This window comes from Methylobacterium sp. Leaf99, from assembly GCF_001422375.1.
Classification (GTDB): Bacteria; Pseudomonadota; Alphaproteobacteria; order Rhizobiales; family Beijerinckiaceae; genus Methylobacterium.
Window position 1 is genome coordinate 370,071 of record NZ_LMMU01000001.1, and the last position, 20,886, is coordinate 390,956.

Annotated in this window: 17 protein-coding genes; 7 read left to right on the forward strand and 10 right to left on the reverse strand. The window is 70.6% G+C overall.

The features are described from left to right. The first annotated feature begins 19 nt into the window (after positions 1 to 19). From ASF28_RS01725 to ASF28_RS01735, 3 genes are all read left to right on the forward strand, one after another. On the forward strand, positions 20 to 2,905 hold the full coding sequence (locus ASF28_RS01725) for a sensor domain-containing phosphodiesterase (RefSeq protein WP_056086838.1): 2,886 nt from the start codon (positions 20 to 22) through the stop codon (positions 2,903 to 2,905). Between the two features lie 210 nt (positions 2,906 to 3,115). Continuing rightward, complete coding sequence (locus tag ASF28_RS01730; protein WP_056091044.1) at positions 3,116 to 3,472, forward strand: hypothetical protein; 357 nt, start codon at positions 3,116 to 3,118, stop codon at positions 3,470 to 3,472. A gap of 53 nt (positions 3,473 to 3,525) precedes the next feature. Then, complete coding sequence (locus ASF28_RS01735; protein WP_056091048.1) at positions 3,526 to 4,470, forward strand: hypothetical protein; 945 nt, start codon at positions 3,526 to 3,528, stop codon at positions 4,468 to 4,470. A gap of 70 nt (positions 4,471 to 4,540) precedes the next feature. On the opposite strand, the gene ilvD is transcribed toward ASF28_RS01735, so the two are convergent. The 9 genes from ilvD to mdcA all read right to left on the reverse strand — a co-directional run bounded on the left by ilvD (position 4,541) and on the right by mdcA (position 14,257). Further along, positions 4,541 to 6,379: a dihydroxy-acid dehydratase gene (ilvD, locus tag ASF28_RS01740; RefSeq protein ID WP_056086843.1), complete on the reverse strand. Its 1,839-nt coding sequence runs from the start codon at positions 6,377 to 6,379 to the stop codon at positions 4,541 to 4,543. 101 nt (positions 6,380 to 6,480) lie between these two features. After that, positions 6,481 to 7,986, reverse strand: coding sequence for a glycogen synthase GlgA (gene glgA, locus ASF28_RS01745; RefSeq protein WP_056086846.1), 1,506 nt, complete (start codon positions 7,984 to 7,986; stop codon positions 6,481 to 6,483). Positions 7,987 to 8,235: 249 nt separating this feature from the next. Further along, entirely contained in the window at positions 8,236 to 9,159 is a 924-nt protein-coding gene (locus tag ASF28_RS01750; protein ID WP_056086848.1) for an acyltransferase domain-containing protein, read from the reverse strand. Further along, positions 9,156 to 10,025 carry a triphosphoribosyl-dephospho-CoA synthase MdcB gene (gene mdcB, locus ASF28_RS01755; protein WP_056086850.1) on the reverse strand — a complete coding sequence of 290 codons (870 nt, stop codon included), beginning with the start codon at positions 10,023 to 10,025 and terminating at the stop codon, positions 9,156 to 9,158. The genes ASF28_RS01750 and mdcB overlap by 4 nt, the downstream gene beginning before the upstream one ends. Beyond that, positions 10,019 to 10,654, reverse strand: coding sequence for a malonate decarboxylase holo-[acyl-carrier-protein] synthase (mdcG, locus tag ASF28_RS01760; protein WP_056086853.1), 636 nt, complete (start codon positions 10,652 to 10,654; stop codon positions 10,019 to 10,021). Before mdcG ends, mdcB begins: the two co-directional genes overlap by 7 nt. Further along, positions 10,647 to 11,372 carry a biotin-independent malonate decarboxylase subunit gamma gene (locus ASF28_RS01765; protein ID WP_056086857.1) on the reverse strand — a complete coding sequence of 242 codons (726 nt, stop codon included), beginning with the start codon at positions 11,370 to 11,372 and terminating at the stop codon, positions 10,647 to 10,649. Before ASF28_RS01765 ends, mdcG begins: the two co-directional genes overlap by 8 nt. Then, positions 11,359 to 12,282 carry a biotin-independent malonate decarboxylase subunit beta gene (locus tag ASF28_RS01770; protein ID WP_056086860.1) on the reverse strand — a complete coding sequence of 308 codons (924 nt, stop codon included), beginning with the start codon at positions 12,280 to 12,282 and terminating at the stop codon, positions 11,359 to 11,361. The genes ASF28_RS01765 and ASF28_RS01770 overlap by 14 nt, the downstream gene beginning before the upstream one ends. Further along, positions 12,279 to 12,596: a malonate decarboxylase acyl carrier protein gene (gene mdcC / locus ASF28_RS01775; protein WP_056086863.1), complete on the reverse strand. Its 318-nt coding sequence runs from the start codon at positions 12,594 to 12,596 to the stop codon at positions 12,279 to 12,281. The genes ASF28_RS01770 and mdcC overlap by 4 nt, the downstream gene beginning before the upstream one ends. A gap of 14 nt (positions 12,597 to 12,610) precedes the next feature. Then, the gene (mdcA, locus tag ASF28_RS01780; RefSeq protein ID WP_056086865.1) at positions 12,611 to 14,257 is read right to left on the reverse strand and encodes a malonate decarboxylase subunit alpha; all 1,647 of its coding nucleotides are present in this window, start codon (positions 14,255 to 14,257) and stop codon (positions 12,611 to 12,613) included. A gap of 480 nt (positions 14,258 to 14,737) precedes the next feature. On the opposite strand from mdcA, the gene ASF28_RS01785 reads away from it, so the two are divergent. Further along, positions 14,738 to 17,173: a glycogen/starch/alpha-glucan phosphorylase gene (locus ASF28_RS01785; RefSeq protein ID WP_244474950.1), complete on the forward strand. Its 2,436-nt coding sequence runs from the start codon at positions 14,738 to 14,740 to the stop codon at positions 17,171 to 17,173. 59 nt (positions 17,174 to 17,232) lie between these two features. Here ASF28_RS01785 and rcdA read toward each other — a convergent pair whose 3' ends face one another. After that, complete coding sequence (rcdA, locus tag ASF28_RS01790) at positions 17,233 to 17,760, reverse strand: protease adaptor protein RcdA (protein WP_056086870.1); 528 nt, start codon at positions 17,758 to 17,760, stop codon at positions 17,233 to 17,235. Between the two features lie 339 nt (positions 17,761 to 18,099). Between rcdA and rpmH the strand changes: the two genes are divergently transcribed. The 3 genes from rpmH to yidC are packed head-to-tail and all read left to right on the forward strand — an operon-like array spanning position 18,100 to position 20,713. Continuing rightward, positions 18,100 to 18,234, forward strand: coding sequence for a 50S ribosomal protein L34 (rpmH, locus tag ASF28_RS01795; protein WP_018045311.1), 135 nt, complete (start codon positions 18,100 to 18,102; stop codon positions 18,232 to 18,234). 39 nt (positions 18,235 to 18,273) lie between these two features. After that, positions 18,274 to 18,858: a ribonuclease P protein component gene (rnpA, locus tag ASF28_RS01800; RefSeq protein ID WP_443189704.1), complete on the forward strand. Its 585-nt coding sequence runs from the start codon at positions 18,274 to 18,276 to the stop codon at positions 18,856 to 18,858. Then, entirely contained in the window at positions 18,851 to 20,713 is a 1,863-nt protein-coding gene (yidC, locus tag ASF28_RS01805) for a membrane protein insertase YidC (RefSeq protein WP_056086872.1), read from the forward strand. Before rnpA ends, yidC begins: the two co-directional genes overlap by 8 nt. Positions 20,714 to 20,886: the final 173 nt, after the last annotated feature.

Below are 20,886 nucleotides of genomic sequence, written 5' to 3' on the forward strand. Positions count from 1 at the left end.
CGGCCGGAACACTCGCCCGTTGCGTCAGATCTCCCTCGTCCTCGCCGCTCTCCTCACGGCTCTCTTCGGCGCCCTGCTCCTCAGCGCGCCGGCGCGCGCCGTCGAGGCCGTGCGCGTCACCCTCGATGCACCGGCCATCGACCTGACGACGATGATCGAGCGCTATCGCTCGGACGGGGACCTCATCCAGATCTCCACGGCACCGGGCAAGGACGGCATCGTCCGCCGCATCGTCGTCAAGGCGCGCGACACCGGCGGGCGCCCCGACTGGATGGTGTTCGCGCTCACCAACGACACCGACGAGCAGATCGACCGCGTCCTCGTCGCCCCGCATTTCCGCCTCGTCGGCTCGGGGGTGATCTGGCCGGATCTCGGCGGCTCGCGCATCGCCGCCATCACGGCGAGCCAGGGCATCCGCCCCGAGCGCGACGAGAATCCGGAAGCCGACCAGTTCGTCATCACCCTCGATCCCGGCGCCACCGTCACCTACGTGGCCGAGCTGCGCGGCCCGAACATCCCCCAGGTCTACCTCTGGGACCAGGAAGCCTATCGCAAGAAATCCACCGGCCTGACCCTCTACAAGGGCATCATCATCGGCATCGCCGGCCTGCTGGCGCTGTTCCTGACGATCATCTTCGTGGTCAAGGGCGCGATCATCTTCCCCGCCGCCGCAGCCCTGGCGTGGTCGGTGCTGGCCTATGCGTGCATCGATTTCGGGTTCCTCCAGCGGGTTTTTCCCGTCACCGAGGTGGCCGAGCGGGTCTACCGGGCCTCCGCCGAGGCGGTGCTGGGCGCCACCCTTCTGGTGTTCCTGTTCGCCTATCTCAACCTCAGCCGCTGGCACGTGCGCTACAGCCACGTGGCGTTCTTCTGGCTCGCCTTCCTCGCCGGCCTCGTGGCCCTCGCCGTGTTCGATCCGCCCGTGGCGGCGGGCGTCGCCCGCATCTCCATCGCGGCGGTGGCGGGGGTCGGCCTGCTGCTCATCGTCTATCTCGCCGCCCATAACGGCTACGACCGGGCGATCCTGCTGATCCCGACCTGGTTCCTCCTCCTCGTCTGGGTGGTGGCGGCGGGCTTCGCCATCACGGGACAGATCGGCAGCGACCTCGTGCAGCCCGCCCTCATCGGCGGTCTCGTCCTCATCGTCATGCTTATCGGCTTCACGGTGATGCAGCACGCCTTCGCGGGCGGCGGCCTCACCCATGCCCTGGTCTCCGACACCGAGCGCCGGGCGCTGGCGCTCACGGGCGCCGGCGACGTGGTGTTCGACTGGGACGTGCCCGGCGACCGGGTCTTCGCCGGCCAGGAGATCGAAGGGCAGCTCGGTCTCAAGCGCGGCGCCCTCGAAGGCCCGGCGGTGAACTGGCTCGCCCTCGTCCACCCGTTCGACGTCGAGCGCTACTCGGCGGCCCTCGACACGGTCATCGAGGAACGGCGCGGGCGCATCGTCCACGATTTCCGCCTGCGCTCCACCGCCGGCCCGTACTACTGGTACCGCCTCAAGGCGCGGCCGGTGATCGGCACCGACGGCGAGGTGGTGCGCATCGTCGGCACCATCTCGGACGTCACCGAGGTGAAGACCGCCGAAGAGCGCCTGCTCCACGACGCCGTGCATGACAGCCTCACCGGCCTGCCCAACCGCGAGCTGTTCCACGACCGCCTCGACGCCGCCCTCGCCTTCGCGAGCCAGGATGCGCGGCTGAAGCCGACGACCATCGTCCTCGACGTCGATCGGTTCAAGGCCATCAACGACGCCATCGGCCTCTCGGCCGGCGACTCGATCCTGCTGACCCTGTCGCGCCGCCTCGGCCGGCTGCTGCGTCCGCAGGATACCCTGGCGCGGGTCGCGGGCGACGAGTTCGCCCTCATCCTCCTGTCGGAGCGCGACCCCGACCGCATCCTCTCGTTCGCCGAGATGATCCGCAAGGCCATCGCCACGCCGATCACCTACGCCGACCGCGAGATCTTCCTCACGGTCTCCGTCGGCATCGTCCTGCACGAGGTCGGCGCCAACCTGAAGCGGGAAGAGGTGTTCAAGAACGCCGAGATCGCCATGATCCAGGCCAAGCGCGGCGGCGGCGACCGCATCGAAGTATTCCGGGCCGACATGCGCAACGAGCACGGCGACCGCCTGATGCTCGAGGGCGACCTGCGCAAGTCCCTCGAGCGCAACGAGATGAAGGTGCTGTTCCAGCCCATTGTCCGCCTCGAGGACCGCACGGTGGCGGGCTTCGAGACGCTGCTGCGCTGGGATCATCCCCGCCTCGGGCGCATCCCGGCCTCGACCTTCATGCCGGTGGCCGAGGAATGCGGCTTCGTGGTCAACCTCGGCATCTTCGCCCTGGAGCGCACCGCCCTCGAACTCGCCGCCTGGCAGCGCTCCCTCGACGTCGAGCCGCCGATCTTCGCCTCCGTCAACATGTCTTCGCGCCAGCTCCTGCGCCACGACCTCCTGCACGACGTGAAGACGATCCTGGCGCGGTCCGGCGTCCTGACCGGCTCCCTCAAGCTCGAACTCACCGAGAGTCTGGTGATGGAGAATCCGGAATACGCGGCGCAGATGCTGGCGCGAATCCACGACCTCGGCGCCGGCCTGTCCCTGGACGATTTCGGCACCGGCTACTCGGCCCTGTCCTACCTCCAGCGCTTCCCGTTCGACACCATCAAGATCGACCAGTCCTTCGTCCGCCAGATCGCCACGGGGCGCACGGCGATCCTGCGGTCCATCGTCAGGATGGCCCAGGAACTCGGCCTCGCCATCGTGGCCGAGGGCGCGGAGTCGGAAGCCGATGCCCAGGCCCTGGCCGAACTCGGCTGCGAGTATGCGCAGGGCTTCGCCTTCGGCGAACCGATGTCGATGCTCCAGGCCCGGCAACTCCTCGGGGCGGCCCCGGAAGCCGCCTGACGGCGGCCGGAAACGCCGATCCCCGCGAAGACGAGGGATCGGTTTAAACTTCCCTTAACCATGATCCGCCATCGTTCCCCCTAACGGAATGCTGAGTGTCTCCCACGGAATTCCCCCTGCGCCGCCGTGCTCGGAGTGAGTACCGGCGGTGACCGGGCGTTCTGTGAGGCACTTTCGGGCCCGAGCGGCCGTGGGATGGGGGATCACCTGATGGGCGAAGCGGCCTTACGGAACGATGCGAGCTTCGACACCAGCATCGTCCGGCGCCTGATGGCCCGGCCCCTGCGCCTCGTCGAGACGCCCATCGCCGAGATCGTGCCGTTGCGTCCGGCCGCGCCGGCCGCGGAATCCGTCGAATCGGCGGAGGCCTCCGCCGACGTCGTCCGCCTCAAGGCGCAGCTCCAGGTGATGAAGGCGGTCTTGCGCTCCGAGCGGGACGAGACCGCCCATCTGCGGGCCTGCATCGCGACCATCGCCGAGTCCGACGCGCCCCTGACGCCCGAGGCCCAGGCCGTGCGCGACCGCTGGGCCGCCCTCGTCGACCAGCTTCTGCACGCGGCCCGATAGCCACCCGTTCCGCGACGCGCGACGCGACGCCTGGCCCCGTTCGAGGGATGATGATGAGCGCCCGCTGCTCCCTCGTGGTCAACGGCAAGTCCGTGCGGATCTCCACGGGCGACACCCCCCTGGAGGCCGCCCTGGCCGACGGGATGATCGCCGCACCGCCCGGCCTCATGGGACAGGGCTCCGGTCCCCTGCCCCGGCGTGCCCAGGCCCGCAGCCACCGCGCCGACGCCGTCAAGCTCACGCCACCGCGCGCCGGCCTCATCGAGCGGCCCGAGACGTTCGGCGCACCGGTCAGGCCGGCGCCGGCCCAGAAGCGCGCCGGCACGGTGACGCAGATCACGCCGCTCGGCCCCCACACCCTCGAAGTGGTGGTGACCCTGACCAAGCGCCTCGCCCTGGAGCCGGGACACGGGGTCGTGGCGGCCTTCGAAGGCTTCGAGCCCGTCACCCTGAACCCGACCCTGCGCGTCGACGGCTCGGCCGAACTCAACGAACTCGTCTTCCACCTGCGCCTGACCGGCGACCGCACCGCCCTGCCCGACGCCTTCGGCGAGGAGATCGTCCTCGACCATCCGGTGAAGATCAAGGGCCCGGTGGGCCGGGGCTACTACCGGCCGGGCGGCGGCCGCCTCGTCCTCGTGGCGGCCGAGACCGGGTTCGCCCCGATCTGGTCCATCGCGCGGGCCGCCCGCTACATCGAGCCGGCCCGCGAGGTCGCGATCCATGTCGGTGCCCGCGATCCCCTCGACCTCTACATGCGTCCGTCCCTGGACTGGCTGCGCGCCACGGGCGTCGGCCGCCTCGTGCTGGTCGCCGACCGCAGCCGCCAGCGGCCGCCCGACGTCCGGCCCGGCCCCCTGACGGCGCATCTGCCGTCGCTGCGCACCACCGACGTGGTCCACGTCGCCGGCGACGCCTCGACGGTGGGCGCCGTCGAAGTCCTGGCCGCGGCGGCCGGGGCCCGGTGCTATCCGACGCTCCTGGACGTCCAACCCTGAGAACGAAGGACCCGGCCCCCTCGTCGAGGGAGCCGGGCGTGGTCGTCGCCTCGGATGTCCGGGTGGTCTCCTACTCGGACCCGACCTGACGCACGGCGCCGCGCGCGGCGCTGGTGGCGAACATGGCGTAGGCCCGGAGCGCCGTGGTGATCCGGCGCTTGCGCGGCTCGGCCGGCTTCCATCCGGCGGCGTCCTGGGCGGTGCGGCGCTGGGCCAACTCCGCCTCGTCCACGGCGAGGTGGATGCGGCGCCCCGGGATGTCGATCTCGATGCGGTCGCCGTCGCGCACGAGGCCGATGAGCCCGCCCTCCGCCGCCTCCGGCGAGACGTGGCCGATGGACAGGCCGGAAGAGCCGCCCGAGAACCGCCCGTCGGTGACGAGGGCGCAGGCTTTGCCGAGGCCCTTCGATTTCAGGTAGCTCGTCGGATACAGCATCTCCTGCATTCCGGGGCCGCCGCGCGGACCCTCGTAGCGGATCAGCACCACCTCGCCGGCCTTGACCCGGCCCTTGAGGATGGCGTCGACGGAATCGTCCTGGCTCTCGAACACCCGGGCGGTGCCGGTGAAGCTGAGGATCGACGCATCCACGCCGGCCGTCTTCACGATGCAGCCGTCGACGGCGAGGTTTCCGTACAGGACGGCGAGGCCGCCATCCTGCGAGTAGGCATGCCCCGCCTCGCGGATCACGCCGCCCGTGCGGTCGAGGTCGAGCTCTTCCCAGCGCGCCGCCTGGCTGAAGGCGACCTGGGTCGGCACGCCGCCCGGCGCGGCGCGGTAGAACTCCGACACCGTGGCGCTGCCCGTGCGGCGCACGTCCCAGCGGTCGAGGGCCTGGCCCAGGGTGCCGGCATGGACGCTGCCGGCTTGCGCATCGATGAGTCCGGCGCGGTCGAGTTCACCGAGGATCGCCATGATGCCGCCGGCCCGGTGCACATCCTCCATGTGGACTTCGGCCACCGCCGGGGCGACCTTGCACAGGACGGGCACGCGCCGCGACAGGCGGTCGATATCCGCCATGGTGAAGGGCACCTCCGCCTCGTGGGCGGCGGCGAGGAGATGCAGCACCGTGTTGGTGGAGCCGCCCATGGCGATGTCGAGGGTCATGGCGTTCTCGAAGGCCGAGAAGCCGGCGACGGACCGGGGCAGCACGCTGGCGTCGTCGCCCTCGTAGTAGCGCTTGGCCAGATCGACGATGAGATGGCCGGCCTCGACGAACAGGCGGCGGCGGTCGGCATGGGTCGCCAGCACCGAGCCGTTGCCGGGCAGCGACAGGCCGAGGGCCTCCGTGAGGCAGTTCATGGAATTGGCCGTGAACATGCCCGAGCACGAGCCGCAGGTCGGGCAGGCCGCGCGCTCGATGGCGGCCACGTCCTCGTCCGAGACCCGGTCGTCGGCCGCCGCCACCATGGCGTCGACGAGGTCGAGCTTCTTGATCACGCCCTTGAGCTGGACCTTGCCGGCCTCCATGGGGCCGCCGGAGACGAACACCGCCGGGATGTTGAGGCGCAGGGCCGCCATCAGCATGCCGGGGGTGATCTTGTCGCAATTGGAGATGCACACCATCGCGTCAGCGCAGTGGGCGTTGACCATGTACTCGACGGAATCGGCGATGAGCTCGCGGGACGGCAGCGAGTACAGCATCCCGTCATGGCCCATGGCGATGCCGTCATCGACCGCGATGGTGTTGAATTCCTTGGCGACGCCGCCGGCCGCCTCGATCTCGCGGGCCACGAGCTGGCCGAGATCCTTGAGGTGGACGTGGCCCGGCACGAACTGGGTGAAGGAGTTGACCACGGCAATGATCGGCTTGCCGAAATCGCCGTCCTTCATGCCGGTGGCGCGCCACAGGCCGCGGGCGCCGGCCATGTTGCGGCCATGGGTGGTGGTGCGGGAACGGTAGGCGGGCATCGCATCTCTCGCTGTTCGCCCGGCTTTTGCCGGCGGACCGCGATGCGACGCAAGGGTCTTTCTCGCGGGTCCGGTGCTCCGGACCCGCAGGGGTCGTCGCGTCAGGCCGCGCGCGCCCGCAGGCCGGCGCCGTTGCCGAAGGCGCGGGCGTAGAGGGAGGCGTAGGTGGTGGCGGCCTCGTCCCAGCCGAAGGTCCGCGACATGGCGGTGCGGCGCATGGCGTTGAGGCGCTTCTTCTGGCCGAAGGTGTCGAGGGCCCGCCGGATGGCGCCGGAGAAGCCGCGGGCCGAGGCCTCGCCGAAGGTGAAGCCGGTGACACCGTCCTCGACGGTGTCGGCGAGGCCGCCGGTGCGGTGGACGATGGGGAGCGAACCGAAGCGCTGGGCATACATCTGGGCGAGGCCGCAGGGCTCGAACCGCGACGGCATCAGCAGGAAGTCGCTGCCGGCGAACATCCGGCGGGCGTCCTGCTCGTTGAAGCCGACATGGACGCCGACGGCATCGGGATGGCGGCGGGACAGGTCGCGCAGGGCCCCCTCGAAGCGGCCTTCGCCCTGGCCGATGACCACGAGCTGACCGCCCTCGGCCACGATGGTCTCGGCGGCGGCGAGGCTGAGGTCGATGCCCTTCTGGTGGACGAGGCGCGAGACGATGGCGAAGAGCGGCCCGCGCGAGACGGCCAGACCGAACTGGCGGCGCACGGTCTCGGCGTTGGCGCGCTTGCCCTTCCAGTCGTCGGCCTCGAACCGGGTGGCGAGGTGCGGGTCCGTGCGCGGGTCCCAGCTCTCGTCGATGCCGTTGAGGATGCCGGCAAGGCGCCCCTGAGCGGCGCGGGTGCGGAGCAACCCGTCGAGGCCGCAGCCGGCCTCCGGCGTGGTGATCTCGCGGGCGTAGGTATCGCTGACCGTGGTGACGTGGGAGGCGTAGTAGATGCCGGCCTTGAGGAAGGAGAGCTGTCCGTAGAACTCGACGCCGTCCATCTGGAACGCGTGGTCGGGCACGCCGAGGCGCCCGAGGGAGTCGGGCGAGAACAGGCCCTGGTAGGCGAGGTTGTGGACGGTGAGGATGCTCGGCACCCGCAGGCCGGTCCAGGCGAGGTAGGCCGGGGCCAGGGCCGCCTGCCAGTCGTTGAGGTGGAGAAGGTCGGCGGCCCAGGCCGGATCGACGCCGCGGGCGATCTCGGCGGCGGCGAGGCTGAGGCGGGCGAAGCGCACGTCGTTGTCGGAAAAATCCCCCTGCCCGTCGCCGTAGGGCGTGCCGTCGCGCTGGTAGAGTTCGGGGCTGAGCAGGACGTAGATCTGGAGGCCGTCGCCGCTCTCGACCAGGCCGAGCTCGCAGGGCGGCACGCCGGCATGGCCGGGCAGCTGCGCGACGACGGGAATGTGGTCGAACCGGTCCACCACCTGGCGGTAGCCGGGGATGAGGACGCGGATGTCGTAGTGCCGGCGCAGGGCGCGCGGCAGGGAGGCGGCGACCTCGCCGAGACCGCCGGTCTTCACGAAATCCGCCATCTCCGGCGTGGCGAACAGGATGCGGGGCTGATGCAGCGAAGGGATCGTCTGACCGGCAAGGCCGCGGGCGGAGTGAGCAGTCGCCGCAGACGTCATGGGATCCTTGCCGCTCCGGGCACCTTGGACGTTCAGAGCGTAACCGCCCCTGGCTGACGTCGGCATCGTGAACGTCCCGATTGGTAAATGGTTCCGCTGCGTTGCACAATCCAAGCCACGATTTCGGTTACGGATTCCTTGCTTTTGGTGCGGCGCAAACGGTCGCAGGATGTGAAATTCAGGACCGGTTCAGGACACAACCCAGGCGGGATGCCCGATCTCGCTGCACGGGCGCCCGGGAAACGATCATCACGCTTCGGCGATCCAGGCACGCAGGCCGGCCAGGGTGTGGAAGGCATCCGCCGAGCGAACGGTGAGATGGGGGGCCCGCGCCCGCATCATGTCCGCCAGGGCATGGCCGGGGCCGAGCTCCAGCACCCGCTCCGCGCCGCGCTCCACCACGGCGTCGAGGCAGGCGGCCCAGTCGACGAAGGTTGCGACCTGTCGGGCGAGGACACCGCGGAAGCCGGCCCCATCGAAGATCGGGGCGCCGTCCGTGCCATTCAGGAGCGTCAGGCCGGCGGTGGGCCGGCGCACGGGCACGGCGTCGAGGCGCGCCCGGAACGGCAGCACGGCCGGTTCGAGCAGGGGCGTGTGGGAGGCGACCGCGACGGCCAGGCGGCTCGCCCGGAGCGCGCCGCGTTCGGAGGCCTCGGCGCAGAGGGCGTCGAGGGCGTCCCCCCTGCCCCCGACCACGAACAGGTTGGCCGGGTTGCGGATGGCGACGGCGCAGGCGTGGCGGGCGACGAGGGGATCGAGGGCTGCCCGCGATAAACCCCGAATGGCGGCGAGTCCCTGCCCGGGGCGGCTCGCGGCGTCCATGGCCTCGGCCCGGGCCGCCGTGAGGCCGAGGGCCTGTACCGGTGTCCAGATGCCGGCAATGCCCCAGGCCGCCATCTCGCCGACGCTGTAGCCCGCGACGACGCGGCGCCGGGGGAGGATGTCGGCGAGGCAAGCCGCGAGAGCGAGGGCGGCGGTGACGCACAGGATCTGCCCGGTCCGGTTGGCGTAGAGGACGTCCGGGTCGACCTCGGCCACGAGGCGGCGCAGGTCGCGGCCGAGGTGTTCGGCGGCGGCGGCGAAGATCGGCGCGGCGGCGGGGGCGTCCGCCGTCAGGGCGAACAGATCGGGCGCTTGCAGCCCCTGGCCGGAACACAGCAGGGCCAGGGTCACGGGCCAACCTCGGCGAGGAACAGGGTCATGGCGAGCAGGTCGGCGCAGCCGCCGGGGCTGAGGTTGCGCGCCACGAAGGCGGCGTGAAGCGCCTGCGCGCGGGCTCGCCAATCGGGGTGGCCGATGCCGCCGTCGTCGAGAAACGCGCGCGCGGCGCCCTGCGCGAAGGCGAGGCCGGCCGGACCGCCGCGATGCAGCAGGTTGGTGTCCTCCACGCCGGCGATGAGGGCGAGGCAGAGCTGCACTCGCACGGCTTCCGGATGGTCTGGCCGCAGGGCCTCGGCGGCAGACAGGGCCGGGAGCGCGAGGCCGTAGAGGGTCGGAAACCCCCGCATCGCCTCCAGCCGCGCACCGCCGGCTCCGTAGCGCCGCGCGGCGGCGGCGCCGTGGCTGTGCAGAGGAATCGGACCGGCCGCGATGGCGGGTCCCCACAGGTCGGCGACGAGGCGCCCGAGGGACCGGGATCCGCCGTGGGTGTCACGGAATCCGGCGGTGCGGAACCCGGCGGCGGCGGCCAGGAGGCCGAGGCCGAAGATCGCGCCGCGATGGGTGTTCACGCCGCCGGTGGACGCCAGCATGGCCGCCTCGGCCGCGATGCCGATGGCCCGTAGGGTGTCCATTCCGGCGCCGCGCCCACCGGCCTCGGCGAGGTCGGCGAAGTACGGTTCCAGGGTGTCGGCGCTGCGGTTCAGCAGGGCCGCGTCCATGTCGGCATGAGCGCCCGAATCGACGTGGCTGACGAGGCCGGGCTTGGGATGGGTGGCGACCTCGCGGCGGAGGCAGGCCACGGCCCGTGCGGCGATGGCCTCCGCCGGGAGGCTTCCGGGCGCGAGGGCGGCAAGATGGACGCGGGCGGCCCTCAGCATCCCGCACCGCTGAGGAAATCGGAGCGGGCGACGAGGGTCACGCCGTGCGCATCCTTCGCCAGGATCTCGGACGTGCCCTCGGCCAGTTCGCGCCACTGGACGGCCCGCCCCCCGGCCCCGAGGCACTCGCCGTCGATCCGCATGGGGGCGTCGCGGGCGATGTCCGCGAGACCGGCGAGGAGCGTTTCGGCCGATCCGTCGAGGCGCCACAGGAGATCGATGTCCGAGGTCGGCGACAGGTAGGTCAGGCCCGTGAGGTATTGCCAGGCGAGGCCGCCGAAGGTCCGCGTCTCGGGATCGAGGGCGAGGAGGCGGGCAAGTGTCGGTTGCCAATCGGCCGGCACCAGGGACGCGACCTCGGCGAGGCGCGGCGGGGGCGCGACGGACAGGATCGCGGCCGGGTCGAGGACGAACGACAGCCGGCGCTTGCCGAGGGCCGGCGGCAGGGGCAGGCCGAGGGCATGGCCGGTCTCTCCAACGGCTGAGCGACGCGCCACCAGGGGCCAGCCACGCTCCGCCCAACTGGCGACGTAGGGCAGGCCGTCGAGGTCCGCCCTCCCGGCGAGGCAGGTGCGCCAGGATGCCGGCGTGATGCGGACCATGGCGTGGCGCGCAAGCGCCTCAGGCATGGTCGGCGATGCGCGCCGCGACCCGCTCGGCGATGGCGGCGGCGCACGGCCGGCCGCCCCGCTCGGCCCCGAGGCGGTCGCGCCGGTCGCTCGAGGCCGGCGGCGCGGCGAGGCAGGTCTCCCACTGCTCGGCCAGGGATTTTTCCGGGTCCCAGGTCTCGTGGATCGCCCCCGTCCGGACGAGATTGTCGAGGCCCGGGGCGAAGACCGCCGTCGCCCGCGCCTTCTCGGTGAGCACGTCGAGGGACAGCTTGGTGACGCGTGCCATGGACGGCAGGTCCATCACCTCCGGATGGGCGCCCGGCAGGGCGACGAGGTGACCGGTGGCCAGGGCCGTCGCGATGAAGGCGCCGGCGGCACTGCGGCCGTAGAGCAGACCGAGGGTCCGATGGCCCTCCGCCTCGGCGAGCATCAGCGCCTTGGCGAGATGGGCGAGGCACTCGTTGAGGCCCAAAAGCTCGTCGCGCCGGCTCATGCGCTGGCTCGCCGAATCGATGGGCATCAGGATCGGCGCATCGTCGCCCGAGCGGGCGATGGCGAGGACCCGTCCCGCCAGGATCAGGGCACCGTCGATGCCCAGCGGCGCGCCCTCGGCGATGCCGAGCACATGGACGAGGCCGCCACCGGTTCGGCGGCCAGTGCCGAGGATGAGGCCGTCGGTGACGGCGACGTCGTGGCTGCCGCGGAACAGCCCGGCCAGGATCTCAGCGAGCGTCATCGGCACTCTCCCGGCAGGTGGCGACGGCGCGGAACGCGCGCGTGGACAGGCCCGGCACGGCGGCCGCATCGGCGATCCCGAGGGCCGACCAGACCGCGACGGCGTCCGTGGCCGCGCCGAAACGGGCGAGGCGCCGTTCCAGTCGGGCCTGCTCGGCATCGAGGGTGTCGAGGTCGAGGCGCCCGGGTGCCTTGAGGACCTCCCGCACGGCGTCGCGAAACGCGCCGGGGCCGTCATCCACGAAAACATCGGCGCCGCCCATGAGGTAGCGGTGCTTGCCACCCATGGTGCGCCAGACCAGGGCGCGGTCGCGGGCATCGAATTCCTCGACGCCCCGGTTGGTCTCGATCACCTCCGGGCCGGTGACGCTGATGCGCCCCTGCTCGGTGACGACGAGGGCCGAGCAGCAGGCGGCGATGAGTCCGCCGCCGCCGTAGCAGCCCGAACGCCCGCCGATGAGGCCGACGACGCGCGATCCGGCGCGGCGCGCGTCGACCAGGGCGCGCATGATCTCGGCGATGGCGGTCTCGCCGGCATTGGCCTCCTGCAGGCGGACGCCGCCGGTGTCGAACAGGATCAGAACGTCCAGGCTGAGGGACTGAGCGGCGCGGAGCAGGCCGACGAGCTTGGCCCCGTGGACCTCCCCCACGGCGCCGCCCATGAAGCGCCCCTCCTGGGCCGCGACGAGGATCGGGGCGCCGTCGAGGGTCGCGCGTCCGACGATCATGCCGTCGTCGAACTGCTCGGGCAGGTCGAACAGGGCGAGGTGCGGGCTCGTCGCCCGTTCCTCGGCCCCCACGGCCTCGTGAAAGCTGCCGGGATCGACCAGGGCGGCGACGCGCTGGCGGGCGCTGGCCTCGTACCAGCTCAGGGCTTCGGGCTCGAAGACGAGATCGATGGCGGGATTCATGGCGCGTCTCCGGCGATGAGCCGCGCGCCCTGTGCGAGGCGCAGGGCGACGGTGTCGGGCCGGGCGCCGCCGTCGTTGATGGCGATGCGCAGGCCGCCCGCCCCGCGCCGCGCCACGAAATCCGCCACCACGGCGGCCCAGACCTCACCGAAGCCGTGGGCGGCCGTGGCGATCTCGACGGTGCAGCGGTCGGGGGCCAGCACACGCTCCAACAGGACTTCGAGGTTGCCGGACGCGACGACGCCCACGATGGCCCGGGGCTTCGTCCCACCGGCCGGGATCGGCGCATCGAGGGTGTAACTGAGACGTTCCATCAGACGCTCTCCCGTCACCAGTTGCGGAATTGGCTCGGCGGCCGGTAGAGGCCGCCGGACGCCAGCGCGAGATCCTTGATGGAGCGGGCGGCCAGCAGGCTGCGGTCGGCGTCGAGGGGATCGATGCCGAGGTCTTCCGGCCGGCGGATCACCCCGCGCTCGCGCAGGCGGGCGACCAGGCCGGCATCGCGCCGCCGCCCGATCTCGGTGTAGCCGGCGACCCCCCGGATCGCCTGCTCGCGCTCGTCGGCGTTCCGGCACAGGAGCAGGTTGGCGATGCCCTCTTCCGTGACGATGTGGGTGACGTCATCGCCGTAGACCATGACGGGCGCCAGCGGCAGATCGAGCTTCTCGGCCAGCGCCAGGGCGTCGAGGCGCTCCACGAACAGGGGCACGTTGCCGTCGCCGAAGGTCTCGCCGATCTGCACCACGAGCTTGCGGCCCCGGCGCAGGGGCGCCGGCGTGTCGGGATCGGCCTCGGCCCCCGCCTTGAGCCAGGGCTCGCTCGGATGGCGGCGGCCGCGCGGGTCGGACCCCATGTTGGGCGCGCCGCCGAACCCGGCGATGCGGTTGGTGGTCACCGTCGAGCTGTGGCCGGAGAGATCGATCTGCAGGGTCGAGCCGATGAACAGGTCGCAGGCATAGAGCCCCGCCGTCTGGCAGAAGGCGCGGTTGGAGCGGAGCGACCCGTCCGCCCCCGTGAAGTAGATGTCCGGCCGGGCGGCGATGTAGTCGTCCATCCCGACCTCGGAGCCGAAGCAGTGGATCTGCTCGACCCAGCCCGCCTCGATGGCGGGAATCAGGGTCGGGTGCGGGTTGAGCGCCCAATGGGTGCAGACTTTCCCACGCAGGCCGAGCTTTTCGCCGTAGGTCGGCAGCATCAATTCGATGGCGGCGGTGTTGAAGCCGATGCCGTGGTTGAGGCGGCGGATGCCGTAGGGCGCGTAGAGCCCCTTGATCGCCAGCATCGCCGTGAGGATCTGGGTCTCGGTGATGGCGCCCGGATCGCGGGTGAACAGGGGCTCGACGTAGAACGGCTTGCCCGCCTCCACCACGAAGTGGACCCGGTCGCCGGGGATGTCGACGCGGGGCACCCGGTCGACGATCCGGTCCACCTGCGCCACCACAAGACCGTCCTTGAAGCTCGTGGCCTCGACGACGGTGGGCGTGTCCTCGGTGTTGGGGCCGGTGTAGAGGTTGCCGTCGCGGTCGGCGCTCACCGCCGCGATGAGGGCCACCTGCGGCGTCAGGTCGATGAAGTAGCGGGCGAACAGTTCGAGGTAGGTGTGGACCGCGCCGAGCTCGATCTGCCCGCCATAGAGCATCCGGGCGATGCGCGCCGCCTGCGGACCGGAATACGAATAGTCGAGCCGGCGCGCGATGCCCTTCTCGAACACGTCGAGATGGGACGGCAGGACGATGCCCGACTGCACCATGTGCAGGCCGTGGATCACCGCCGGGTCGACCTCCGCCAGGGCGTCGGCGAGGACATCGGCCTGCTTCTGGTTGTCGCCTTCGAGGCAGACCCGGTCGCCCGGGCGCAGGATCGCTTCGAGGAAGGGCGCGAGATCGGACAGGGCCACGACCTTGCCGCGGGCGAAGGACGCGCCGGCAGCGATCCGTGCCGCGCGGGCGGCCCCCTGCGTCGCCCAATCCCTCATGGTCCGCCTCCGTGCCCTGGATGGCTCTATATGCAATGATGCTGCATCTCGCATGCATCTGGCAAGCGCTTGCATACAAGACCCTGAAAGCTGCCGATAATGTGGCGCCGGACTGCGCGTTTCCGCCGCATTCACCGAACCTTCAACCTATCCCTGTCTCATTCCCGTGCGGATTGGATGCGACGCATGTCGGACCGCCGGACGTGAAAGTCCGGCCCGACGCGCGGATCGGGACGGGGCTCGCGGGACCGAGAGGTCCGGCAGATCCGTCACGCACGAAGCAAAAGGTGGCAGGCACGACGTCTCGGACCATCGCCCACGGGGCTGTCCGCGACGAGGCGCTCAAGCGACCGGCCGCGCGCCGATGGGCATGAGGGGGACCTGCACGTGTTGAATGAGAAGCTGATCGCATCCGAGGCCACCGAGGAGCGGACCGCGACGGCCGCCGTCCACGGCACGCCCGCCGCTGCGACGCGCGCGCTGCCGGTCGCGTCCCGATCGGGCGATGCCGTCGCCGACCTGCGCGAAGCGATCCTGGCCAAGCTCGCCTACGCCGTCGGCAAGAGCCCGCAGAACGCCCGCGAGCGCGACTGGTTCGCCGCCACCGCCCTGGCCCTGCGCGACCGCATCGTCGATGCCTGCATGGCGAGCGGCGAGGCGGTGCCGAACAAGCGCGTCTACTACCTCTCCCTCGAATTTCTCATCGGCCGCCTGCTCTCGGACGCCATGAACAATCTCGGCCTCGTCGAGACCACCCGCGCGGCGCTGCGCGATCTCGGCATCGACCTCGACACCGTCGAGGGCGCCGAGCCCGACGCGGCCCTGGGCAATGGCGGCCTCGGGCGTCTGGCCGCCTGCTTCATGGAGAGCATGGCGAGCCTGTCGATCCCGGCCATCGGCTACGGCATCCGCTACGATCACGGCCTGTTCCGGCAATTCCTGGAGGATGGCTGGCAGAAGGAGGCGCCCGAGACCTGGCTCGCCGAGGGCAACCCGTGGGAGTTCGTGCGCCCGGAGGCGACCTACACCGTCGGGTTCGGCGGCCACGTCACCATGTCGTCGGTGTCCGAGGGCGTCATCCGCCGCCACTGGCACCCGGCCGAGACCGTGCGGGCCGTGGCCCACGACGTGCCCGTGGTGGGCTGGCGCGGGCGTCACGTGAACACCCTGCGCCTGTGGAAGGCCGAGGCCGAGGCGCCCGTCGAGCTCGCCCGCTTCAACGGCGGCGACCATGTCGGGGCCGTGGCGGACCGCGCCCGGGTCGAGGCGATCTCGCGGGTGCTCTACCCCAGCGATTCCTCCGATGCCGGCCAGGAACTGCGCCTGCGCCAGGAATACTTCTTCACCTCCGCCTCCCTGCAGGACCTCGTGCGCCGGCACGTGGCCGAGCGCGGGGATCTCCGCACCCTGCCCGACCACGCCGCGATCCAGCTCAACGACACACATCCGGCCATCGCCGTGCCGGAGCTGATGCGCCTCCTGCTGGAGGATCACGGCTTCAACTGGGAGGATGCCTGGCACGTCACCACCAACACCCTCGGCTACACCAACCACACCCTGCTGCCCGAGGCCCTGGAGACGTGGCCGGTGGAGCTGATGGAGCGGGTGCTGCCGCGCCACATGCAGATCATCTACCTCATCAACTGGATGCACCTCGAGGAGCAGGGCCGGCACGGCCGGGCGGATGCGGCGCAGCTCGCCTCCGTGTCCCTCATCGAGGAAGCCAACGGCAAACGGGTGCGCATGGGCCACCTCGCCTTCCTCGGCGTGCGCCGGGTCAACGGCGTCTCGGCCCTGCACACGGACCTCATGCGCTCGACGGTGTTCAAGGATCTGCACGCCCTCGACACGGACAAGATCGTCAACAAGACCAACGGCATCACCTTCCGCCGCTGGCTGCACAACTGCAATCCGGAGCTGACCCGCCTCGCCGTCGAGGCCGTCGGGGACGGCGTCCTCGACAATCCCGAACTCCTGACGGGCCTCGCCGACCACGCGTCCGATCCCGCCTTCCAGGACCGCTACCGGGCCATGCGCCGCGCCCGCAAGGAGGCGCTGGCCAAGGTGGTGGCCGAGCGCACGGGGATCGCCATCGATCCGTCGAGCCTGTTCGACGTGCAGATCAAGCGCATCCACGAGTACAAGCGCCAGCTTCTGAACGTCATCGAGACGGTGGCGCTCTATCAGGCGATCAAGGCCGAGCCGCACCGGGACTGGACGCCCCGGGTCAAGATCTTCGGCGGCAAGGCCGCGCCGAGCTACGTCCAGGCCAAGCTCATCATCAAGCTCGCCAGCGACGTCGCCCGGGTGGTCAACGACGATCCCGATGTGGCCGGACGCCTCAAGGTCGTGTTCCTGCCGAACTACTCGGTGAGTCTCGCCGAATCGATCATCCCGGCTGCCGACCTCTCCGAGCAGATCTCCACGGCCGGCATGGAGGCCTCGGGCACGGGCAACATGAAGCTGGCGCTCAACGGGGCGCTGACCATCGGCACCCTCGATGGCGCCAACATCGAGATCCGCGACCATGTCGGCGCGGACAACATCTTCATCTTCGGCCTCGACGCCGCCGGGGTGCAGGCTCGCATGAACGAGCCGGGTTACGCCAAGGCCGCCATCGCCGCCTCGCCGCGCCTCGCCGCCGCCCTCGATCTCATCGGCACGGGCGGGTTCTCGCCCGACGATCCCGCCCGGTTCCGGCCCATCGTCGACAGCCTCGTCCACGACGACCGCTACCTGCTCACAGTCGACTTCGACGATTACTGGCGCGCCCAGCGCGCCGTCGACGCGGCCTGGAACGATCCGGCGGCGTGGTGGCGCTCGGCGATCCTCAACACCGCCCGGATGGCGTGGTTCTCCTCCGACCGCTCCATGCGGGAATACGCCGAGGAGATCTGGCGGGTCCGCGTCGCCTGACGCCACCCACCGAGCGCCCCGGCCGATCCGCATCGGCTGGGGCTGCTTGCATCAGGGGTTCAATGCGCCGTGCCGAAGGCGGCGAGCAGGCGGCTGTGCTGGGCGGCCACGGGGCTCGCGACGGCCACCGGCGTCGGACGCTCGTCGGTGATCACGGTGTCGAGGTGCAGGATGCGGGCATGCATCCGGCGCGAGCGCACGATGAGGTCCTGGAGGCGCGCCGGCAGGATGCCGAACACGTCGGCCTTGAACGGATCGGGCGTGGCGAGGCGCACACGGGTCTTCTCCTCCAGGGCCTCGTTGGGGGTCAGCTCCCCCTCGGCCACGGCGCGCTGTACCAGGAGCCAGGAGGCGATCTGCATGAGGCGGGTGGTGAGCCGCATGGTCTCGCTGGCGTAGCTCAGGGTGCCGTCCCGCGACATCAGGCGCGATTCCTCGCGGCCCTCGCCGTCGAGATAGGCGGCCGCCTCCTCCACCATGGTCATGCCTTCGCGAAACAGCGTCTTGAAGGCGTCCGAGCCGACATAGGTGTCACCGAAGTTGACCCAGTCCCGCTCGTCCCGGAATGTGACGTCGAATCCGTTCATCGTGCCTCCCATGCGGCGACCGGCCGGCCTGTCGTCCCGGACTGGGACATCGGCGGCGCCGTCCCCGTGTGTTGCGCAATGCTAACGCCGCAGGCCGGCCGACGCGCCCTTAAGCCGTGGTTAACCTTAATCGGGGCGCCTCCGATCCGGCGGTTTCATGCCCCTCGGACGGAGCGCGCGCGTTGACTCCGCGCCGGCCATCCGCCATAAGCCGCGCCATCGCGACGCGGCGCTCTTCTGGGCGCTGTTCGCGCTTGCAGACACATTCTGGACGCGTGACGGGGCCTGCACTGGCGGTGAAGCCTGCGGCACCCATCCTCGGCCATCGGAGATCGCGCCGTGAAGAGAACCTATCAGCCCAGCAAGCTCGTGCGTAAGCGTCGTCACGGCTTCCGTGCCCGTATGGCCACCGCCGGTGGCCGCAAGGTGATCGCGGCCCGCCGCTCCCATGGCCGCAAGAAACTGTCGGCCTAAGATCAAGGTATCGCGCCGCCTTCGCGCGGCGCGTCCCGCATGGACCCGGCCCCGGGCCGCGAGATCGGATCGGCCGTGTCGACGATCGGACGGTTGACCCAGCGCAAGGACTTCCTGGCCGCGGCGGGAGGCCGGCGTTTCCATACGGAGCGCTTCTCCGCCCAAGGGCGGTTGCGCGACGTCGCGGAGCCCAAGGCTTCGCCGCAGGTCGTCGCGCAAGAAAGCCTGCGAATCGGCTTCACCATCACCAAGCGCGTCGGGCATGCCACAGAGCGCAACCGCATCCGGCGGCGCCTGCGCGCCGTCGTGCTTGCGGCGGCCGATGCCCTGCCGAACCCGACGGCCGACATCGTGCTTGTCGCTCGACGCCCGGCCCTGTCGGCGCCCTTCGCGACGCTGATCGAAGACCTGCGCCGTGCCGTGCCCATCGTGACGAAGCCGCAGGCGCGCAAGGAATCTTCGGACCCCGACCGCCCGGCTTCGCGGCGCGGTCGTGGCAAGGGGACGTCTGGCGCATCGGGCGCGATGCCGCTATTGGCCTCTGGCCCCGAGGCGGCCCAGACGGCCCGCGCCACGGCGCCCTCCCCCATTCCCAACGCATGCGACGGACCGACCGATGGGTAATGACAAGACGAACATGATCGTCGCGATCGCCCTGTCGCTGGCGGTCCTGCTCGGCTGGAACTACTTCATCGCCGCGCCTCGCGTGGAGCAGCAGCGGCAGGCCACGCTCCAGGCCCAGGCGCTCCAGGGCAAGGCCGCGACCTCGCCCGACGGCGTCCCGAGTGCCAGCCCGAAGGAGGGCGGCCCGGCCGCTCCCGTGCCCGGCACCCTGCCGGGCGCCGCCGGCGGCACCCAGGGCGGCGTCGAGCCCCGCGAGGCGGTCATCGCCCGCTCGCCCCGCGTGACTATCGACACGCCGGCGCTCTCCGGCTCCATCGCCCTCAAGGGCGCGCGCATCGACGACGTGCTGCTGAAGAACTACCACGAGACCGTGGACGACAAGAGCCCGCGCATCGTGCTGCTGTCGCCGACCGGGACGGCCAATCCGTATTACGGCGAATTCGGCTGGGTCGGCCAGAATGCCGGTCCCCTGCCGGGCAGCGACACGGCCTGGACCGCCGACGCCACCACCCTGTCGGTGGGCAAGCCCGTCACCCTGAGCTTCGACAACGGGGCCGGCCTCCTGTTCCGCCGCATCATCGCGGTGGACGACAAGTTCATGTTCACGGTCCGCGACGAGGTCGAGAACAAGGGTGCGGCCGCCGTGAGCCTGTACCCGTATGGCCTGGTCTCGCGCTGGGGCAAGCCGACGACGCAGGGCTACTACGTGCTCCACGAGGGCATGATCGGCGTGCTCGGCGCCGAGGGCCTGCAGGAATACACCTACGACCACCTCGCCAAGGAGCCCGTGCTCGGCAACGTCGCCACCAAGGGCAAGTCCTGGGCCGGCGTCACCGGCGGCTTCGTCGGCATCACCGACAAGTACTGGGCCGCCGCCGCGATCCCCGACCAGGCCGCCCCCTACACCGGCAGCTTCACCGAGCGCACGGATGGGGCGACGAAGGTCTATCAGGCGAGCGTGCTCGGCGGCGTGCGCGTCGTCGATCCCGGCGCCACGGCCACCGCGACGCAGCAGCTCTTCGCCGGTGCCAAGGAAGTCAACACCATCAACGGCTACCAGAAGGACCTCGGCATCGAGAAGTTCGATCTCATGATCGACTGGGGCTGGTTCCACTTCATCACCAAGCCGATGTTCCGGGCGCTCGACTTCTTCTTCCACCTGTTCGGCAATTTCGGCGTCGCGATCCTGGTCGTGACCCTGTGCCTCAAGCTCCTGTTCCTGCCCATCGCCAACAAGTCCTACCAGTCCATGGCCAAGATGAAGGCCGTGCAGCCGGAAATGGCTTCCATCCGCGAGCGCTACGGCGACGACAAGCTGAAGCAGCAGCAGGCGATGATGGAGCTCTACAAGAAGGAGAAGATCAATCCGGTCGCCGGCTGCTGGCCGGTGCTGATCCAGATCCCGGTGTTCTTCGCCCTCTACAAGGTGCTGTTCATCACCATCGAGATGCGGCACGCGCCGTTCTTCGGCTGGATCCAGGATCTGGCCGCGCCCGATCCGACGAGCTTCCTCAACCTGTTCGGCCTGCTGCCCTTCGCAGCCCCGGACATCGTCCACCTCGGCATCTGGCCCATCATCATGGGCATCACGATGTTCATCCAGATGAAGATGAACCCCGCGCCGCCGGACCCGGTCCAGGCGCAGATCTTCACCTTCATGCCGATCGTGTTCACCTTCATGCTCGGCTCGTTCCCGGCCGGCCTGGTGATCTACTGGGCCTGGAACAACACTCTCTCGGTGATCCAGCAATACGTCATCATGCGCCGCAATGGCGTGAAGGTGGAGTTGTGGGACAACATCTCGGGGATGTTCAAGAAGAAGCCCACCGACAAGAACGCGGTCGCCAAGAACTGATCTTTTTGACAAGAACTGATCTTCTGGGCGTGCCGCCGTCCCGCGATCGGCGGCACGGCGCTGCACCCGCACCACACCGGTCCTTCCCGTCTCAGCGACGGGGAGGACCGTCCTGTTTCTCGCGTGTCGGCTGGTTGATGGCGGATACGCCCGCTTCCGAACGGTCCCACGCC

What these genes read in the sequence shown, in the direction of transcription:
- ilvD (WP_056086843.1), bottom strand. Translation starts at nt 6,379, where the DNA reads ATGCCCGCCTACCGTTCCCGCACCACCACCCATGGCCGCAACATGGCC.
- ASF28_RS01770 (WP_056086860.1), bottom strand. Translation starts at nt 12,282, where the DNA reads ATGAATCCCGCCATCGATCTCGTCTTCGAGCCCGAAGCCCTGAGCTGG.
- ASF28_RS01735 (WP_056091048.1), top strand. Translation starts at nt 3,526, where the DNA reads ATGAGCGCCCGCTGCTCCCTCGTGGTCAACGGCAAGTCCGTGCGGATC.
- ASF28_RS01730 (WP_056091044.1), top strand. Translation starts at nt 3,116, where the DNA reads ATGGGCGAAGCGGCCTTACGGAACGATGCGAGCTTCGACACCAGCATC.
- rnpA (WP_443189704.1), top strand. Translation starts at nt 18,274, where the DNA reads ATGGACCCGGCCCCGGGCCGCGAGATCGGATCGGCCGTGTCGACGATC.
- mdcA (WP_056086865.1), bottom strand. Translation starts at nt 14,257, where the DNA reads ATGAGGGATTGGGCGACGCAGGGGGCCGCCCGCGCGGCACGGATCGCT.
- yidC (WP_056086872.1), top strand. Translation starts at nt 18,851, where the DNA reads ATGGGTAATGACAAGACGAACATGATCGTCGCGATCGCCCTGTCGCTG.
- mdcB (WP_056086850.1), bottom strand. Translation starts at nt 10,025, where the DNA reads ATGCTGAGGGCCGCCCGCGTCCATCTTGCCGCCCTCGCGCCCGGAAGC.
- ASF28_RS01765 (WP_056086857.1), bottom strand. Translation starts at nt 11,372, where the DNA reads ATGACGCTCGCTGAGATCCTGGCCGGGCTGTTCCGCGGCAGCCACGAC.
- mdcC (WP_056086863.1), bottom strand. Translation starts at nt 12,596, where the DNA reads ATGGAACGTCTCAGTTACACCCTCGATGCGCCGATCCCGGCCGGTGGG.
- mdcG (WP_056086853.1), bottom strand. Translation starts at nt 10,654, where the DNA reads ATGCCTGAGGCGCTTGCGCGCCACGCCATGGTCCGCATCACGCCGGCA.
- glgA (WP_056086846.1), bottom strand. Translation starts at nt 7,986, where the DNA reads ATGACGTCTGCGGCGACTGCTCACTCCGCCCGCGGCCTTGCCGGTCAG.
- rcdA (WP_056086870.1), bottom strand. Translation starts at nt 17,760, where the DNA reads ATGAACGGATTCGACGTCACATTCCGGGACGAGCGGGACTGGGTCAAC.